The 5,145-nt window shown below is 69.3% G+C and carries 5 protein-coding genes; 2 read left to right on the forward strand and 3 right to left on the reverse strand.

Annotated features, from left to right (window positions below; all coding sequences use genetic code 11):
- The 3 genes from PHQ87_RS14270 to PHQ87_RS14280 form a co-directional block, all read right to left on the reverse strand.
- Nucleotides 1-794, reverse strand: a 794-nt coding sequence (locus tag PHQ87_RS14270) for a TonB family protein (protein WP_300235724.1), incomplete at its 3' end; no start/stop codon positions are given.
- A 28-nt stretch (nt 795-822) separates the two neighbouring features.
- On the reverse strand, nt 823-2,901 hold the full coding sequence (locus PHQ87_RS14275; RefSeq protein ID WP_300235712.1) for an RNB domain-containing ribonuclease: 2,079 nt from the start codon (nt 2,899-2,901) through the stop codon (nt 823-825).
- A gap of 36 nt (nt 2,902-2,937) precedes the next feature.
- Entirely contained in the window at nt 2,938-3,549 is a 612-nt protein-coding gene (locus PHQ87_RS14280) for a YqiA/YcfP family alpha/beta fold hydrolase (RefSeq protein ID WP_300235715.1), read from the reverse strand.
- Nucleotides 3,550-3,570: 21 nt separating this feature from the next.
- Between PHQ87_RS14280 and rodA the strand changes: the two genes are divergently transcribed.
- Nucleotides 3,571-4,725 carry a rod shape-determining protein RodA gene (rodA, locus tag PHQ87_RS14285; RefSeq protein ID WP_300235718.1) on the forward strand — a complete coding sequence of 385 codons (1,155 nt, stop codon included), beginning with the start codon at nt 3,571-3,573 and terminating at the stop codon, nt 4,723-4,725.
- 62 nt (nt 4,726-4,787) lie between these two features.
- Nucleotides 4,788-5,145: DNA gyrase modulator (locus tag PHQ87_RS14290; protein WP_300235721.1), on the forward strand; the 358-nt coding region annotated here is incomplete at its 3' end.

Below are 5,145 nucleotides of genomic sequence, written 5' to 3' on the forward strand. Positions count from 1 at the left end.
ACCACCACGATCTGGTCGGCACGGCGGCGCATGGCCTCGTTGAAGCGGCCGAACTGCAGGCTGCGCACGATCGCCTGCGCGCGCGCGTCGAGTGCCCGGTTGCCCGAGGGCAGCGCCACCTCGGTGTCGAGCACCTGGCCCGTGTGGTTGATGGTGATGACCATGGTCAGCTCGCCGTAGAGCTTGCGGCCGCCGGCCTCCGGAAAGTTCGCGGTGCCCCGGTCCTCGATCTTGCGGCGCAGGGCGTCGTAGTAGACCGCGTAGACCTCTTCGCGGGTGGCCGGACTGACGTAGCGCTTGCGTGGACGCGCATTCTCTTCGTTGATGCGCTTTTCGATCTCGGCCAGGATCTTGACCAGCGCCTGGCGCTTGCGCTCGCGTTGCTCCTGGGTCTGCTGCTGGCCGCCGTCCTCGGACCGGTCCGGTGCCGACAGCCGGGCCAGTTCGCGCCGGACCTGGGCCAGCAACTGGCTCTGCTGCTGCTTGAGGGCCTCGAGGCGGCGTTCGTCCTCGTTCACGGTGTCGCCGATGCGGGCGTTCGGGCTCGGCGGCAGGGGCGAGGTCGCGCGCCGCTGGTCGGGCGCGTCGCCACCGCCGGCCAGGTTGGCCTGGGCGATCGCCGCCGCCCGGTCGGGCCGCTGGTCGCTGCTGGCGTTGACGAGGATCACCTCCAGCGGGGTGTCCCGGAACACCCGGTTGAAGCCTTCCGGATGAACGAAACGCACGGTCAGCAGGGCAGCGTGAGCGACCAGCGATACCCCCAGCGCGATCTGGAGCGTGGTCAGTTGCCGCAAGAGGACCGTCAGCGATTTCACGCGGCGATTATCCCTGCTCGGAGGCGGCAGCAGGTGCGGGCACGCCCTCGCCCGGGGCCTCGCCGGCCTCGTCGTCGATGGCCAGGTGCAGCGGCCCGGCCATTGCCGCATCGTCGTCGTCCTCGCCGGCTTCGGCGTCGTCGCTGGCCGGTGTGGCCTGGCCATCCAGGCGCTCGATCACGGTCCCTCCGACCTCCAGGCTGATCTCGTCGATCTCGCCCAGTCGCACCCGCACCTGGGCGCCCCGGGGCAGGCCTTCCACGCCGATCACGGGCAACACCAGCGGCAGCGTGTCGGCACGCACCAGGTTGTCCTTGATGAGGCTGGCCGTCAGCTCGGTGATGCCCTCCTGCCGCAGGTAGCGCAAGGTCCAGAAGCGTTCCATGCCGTGCTGGTGGCTGTTGTAGGCGCCGTAGGCAGCGTCGAAGGCGCTGAGCACGGCCAGCAGGCCGGCGTCCCGGGGTTTGAACGGCGCCACCAGCGCGGCCGTGTTGCCGTGGCGGGCGCAGGCGATGATCTGCCACTGGTTGACCAGGTCGGCGTAGCGGCGCAGCGGCGAGGTGCTCCAGGCGTAGCAGCGCACGCCGATGCCCGCGTGTGGCAGGGCCTTGGTGCCCATGCGCACCTTGATGCCCGGGGCCAGGCTGGCCTGGCTGCGGTAGATGCCGGGCACGCCGGTGTCGGCCAGCCACTGGCCCCAGGTGCTGTTGGCCAGGATCATGGCCTCGGCCACGATCAGGTCCAGCGGGGCGCCGCGCGAGCGGGTGCTGATGCGCACGGTCTCGCTGCCGTCGGGCTCGTCGCCGGCCATGCCTTCGAGCCGGAAGGTGTAATCGGGCCGCGTGAAGGTCTCCGGCTTGCCGCGCACCACCTCGCGCCGGGCTTTCAGGTGCCGGGCCAGGCGCAGCAGGAAGGCCAGGGTTGGCTGCAGGGCGGCCACGTCGGGCGGTGCCGTATCGGCCGGGACCGCGCCGGCCAGCCAGTCTTCCGTGATCACGTCGTCGAGCTTGTCGTGGCGCAGGTTCAGCGACACGGGCACGCGCTCGAGCGCCGTGCGTGTTGCCCGGATTTCCAGCGTGGCCTCGTCCAGGGTGGCATACAGGGAGACCGCGGGGCAGTCGCGCCCGGCCTCCAGCGTGTAGGCCTGCACCACGTCGTCCGGCAGCATGGTGATCTTGTGGCCGGGCATGTAGACGGTGGACAGGCGTTCGCGCGCGATCTGGCCGATCGGGCTGTCGGGCGTGACCGCCAGGCCCGGGGCGGCGATGTGGATGCCCAGCTCGACCGTGCCGCTGCCCAGGCCCTGCACGGACAGCGCATCATCGATCTCGGTGGTGTGCGAATCGTCGATCGAGAACGCCCGCACCGGCGCCCGTGGCAGCTCGTCGGTGATCGCCGGCGCCTCGATGGCCGGAAAGCCCGTGCCCCTGGGGAAGTGCTCGAACAGGAAGCGCTGCCAGTGGAACTGGTAGGCGCTGGTGATGGCGCCGGCTTTCTGCAGCAGGGCCAGCGGTGCCAGGTGGCTCTGGCGCGCAGCCTCGACCACGGCCTTGTACTCGGGGGCGTTCTTGTCGGGCTTGAAAAGGATGCGGAACAACTGCTGGCGCACCGCCTCGGGGCACCGGCCGGCCTGCAGCTCGGCTGCCCAGGCGTCGATCTGGGCCTGGATCTGCTTCTTCTTTTCGATCGCGGCCAGTGCCTGCGCCACGATCTCGGGCGGCGCCTTCCGGAAGCGCCCCTTGCTGGCGCGCCGGAAGTAGTGGGGGGCGCCCTGCAGGCAGATCAGCGCCGCGACCAGCTGCTCGTTGCTGGCCTGGGCGCTGAAGTATTCATGGGCGAGGTCGGCGAACCCGAATTCCTCCTCGGGGGCGAATTCGTAGGCCAGCTCCAGCTCCATCTCGGAGGCCAGGGCGGTGGCCGCCGAGATGAGGGCGGCCGGCGCGGGCTTGTCGAAGCGCAGCAGGACATTGGCCAGCTTCACCTTGACCCGCTTGCCGGACTCCAGCTCCACCTGGACGGAGCTGTCGGTCTCGGCCATGAGGCGGCCGGCCATCAGCTTGCCGGCGTCGTCGAACAGAATGTGCATGGGGCGATTGTCCCATGCCGCTGCGGTCGCCAGCGGTCAGCCGGCCAGGTTCAGGTGCGCGACAACGGCGTCGATGTGGTCGCCGAAATCGCTCAGCGCGTGGTCGCTGCCGGGCAGCAGGCGAATCTGGCCGCCCGCGCAGAAGGACTGCATCTCGCGCCAGTCCAGCAGTTCGTCGCCCTGGGCAATGACGGCCAGTTGCCGGCCGCGCGGGCGCTCGGGGTCGCCCGCCATGGCGGCGATATCGGCTTCAAGCTGCCGCAGCTCGTCCACGAAGCCCGGTTCGAAGAAGAAGCGCTCGCCCGGGTCGTGCCAGGCGGTCTGCTCGCCGATGTGGCGGGCCAGATCGCGTGCGGGGTGGGCGGCGGGGTTGAGCAGCACCGATGTGCAGCCCCGGCGCAGGGACAGCCAGCGCGCATAGAAGCCGCCGAGCGAGGAGCCGACCACCGCCATGCGGCTGGCCGGCCAGTCGCGCGTACCTTCCTCGATCAGGGCCGCGGCCCGGGCCGGCGAGGGCGGCAACGGCGGGCACCACCACACGACGCCGGGGTGCTCGCGCCGCACGCGCTCGCCAACCTGGCGCGCCTTGGCCGACTGCGGGGAGGAGCGGAATCCGTGCAAGTAGAGCAGGTGCGTCGTTGTGTCCATGGCGCAGAGGATAATCGCGGGATGGCCGCCGTCATCGATCGCCCGAGCCTCTGGCAACGCACCAAACCTGTGTTCACGGGCTTCGATCCGTGGCTGCTGCTGGCCATTTTTCTGCTCGCCGGTATCGGCCTGGTGACCATGTACTCGGTCGGGTTCGACCACGGCACGCGATTCGCGGCGCACGCGCGCAACATGATGCTGGCCTTCGGCGTGATGTTCCTGGTCTCCCAGGTGCCGCCGCAGCGGCTGATGATGCTCGCGCTGCCCCTGTATGTGGCGGGGGTGGTGCTGCTGTTCGGGGTCGAGTTCTTCGGCATCGTCAAGAAGGGGGCGCAGCGCTGGCTCAACGTGGGTATCGTGATCCAGCCCAGCGAAATCATGAAGATCGCCATGCCGCTGATGCTGGCCTGGTGGTTCCAGCGCCGTGAGGGCACGCTGAAGGCGGCGGACTTCCTGGTGGCCGGCATCATCCTGGCCGTGCCGGCCGCGCTCATCCTCAAGCAGCCCGACCTGGGCACCACGCTGCTGGTGGTGGCCTCGGGCCTGTTCGTCATCTTCTTTGCCGGACTGAGCTGGGCGCTCATCATCCCGCCGGTGCTGGTGGCGGCGGTCGCCATCGTGGTGCTCATCGTGATGGAGCCCCAATGGTGTGCCCCCGATGTCGACTGGAAGATCCTGCACGAATACCAGCGCCAGCGCGTATGCACGCTGCTGGACCCGTTCAAGGACCCGCTGGGCAAGGGCTTCCACATCATCCAGGGCATGATCGCCATCGGTTCGGGCGGGCTCTGGGGCAAGGGCTTCATGCAGGGCACGCAGACCCACCTCGAATTCATCCCCGAGCGCACGACCGACTTCATCTACGCCGCCTTTTCCGAGGAGTTCGGCCTGGTCGGTGTCGCCTGCCTGCTGCTGGCCTTCCTGTTTTTCATCGGGCGCGGGCTGGTCATCGCGCTGGATGCGCCCACCGTGTTCTCGCGTCTGCTGGCCGGCGCCCTGACGCTCAATGTGTTCGTCTATGCCTTCGTCAACATGGGCATGGTCAGCGGCATCCTGCCGGTGGTGGGCGTGCCGCTGCCTTTCGTGAGCTACGGCGGCACGGCCATGGTCACCATGGGCATCGGGCTGGGCATGCTGATGTCGATCGCAAAGTCCAAGCGGCTGATGCAGTCCTGACCGCGCATCGCCGCCGGGCCCTGTGCCGAGCATGGACAAGCCCGGCTTCCTACAATAGGGCCATGATTGCCCGTGAACCCACCCTGGCCCGCCTGGCCGAAGCCGAGCGTGTCCTTCTGCAGCCCTTCGGGCTGACCACCACCCACCTGCAGCGCGCGCTGGGCGAAATCATGTCCCACGGGGCCGATGACGCCGACCTGTACTTCCAGACCACGCGCAGCGAGGGCTGGAGCCTGGAGGAAGGCATCGTCAAGACCGGCAGCTTCAGCATCGACCAGGGCGTCGGCGTGCGCGCCGTCAGTGGCGAGAAGACGGCCTTTGCCTACTCCGACGACCTGTCGTGGGAATCGCTGATCGACGCCGCGCGGACGGTGCGTGCCATCTCGGGGCAGGGCCAGAGCCGCCGTGTCCGGGCGCGTG

This window comes from Hydrogenophaga sp., from assembly GCF_028698005.1.
Classification (GTDB): Bacteria; Pseudomonadota; Gammaproteobacteria; order Burkholderiales; family Burkholderiaceae_C; genus Hydrogenophaga.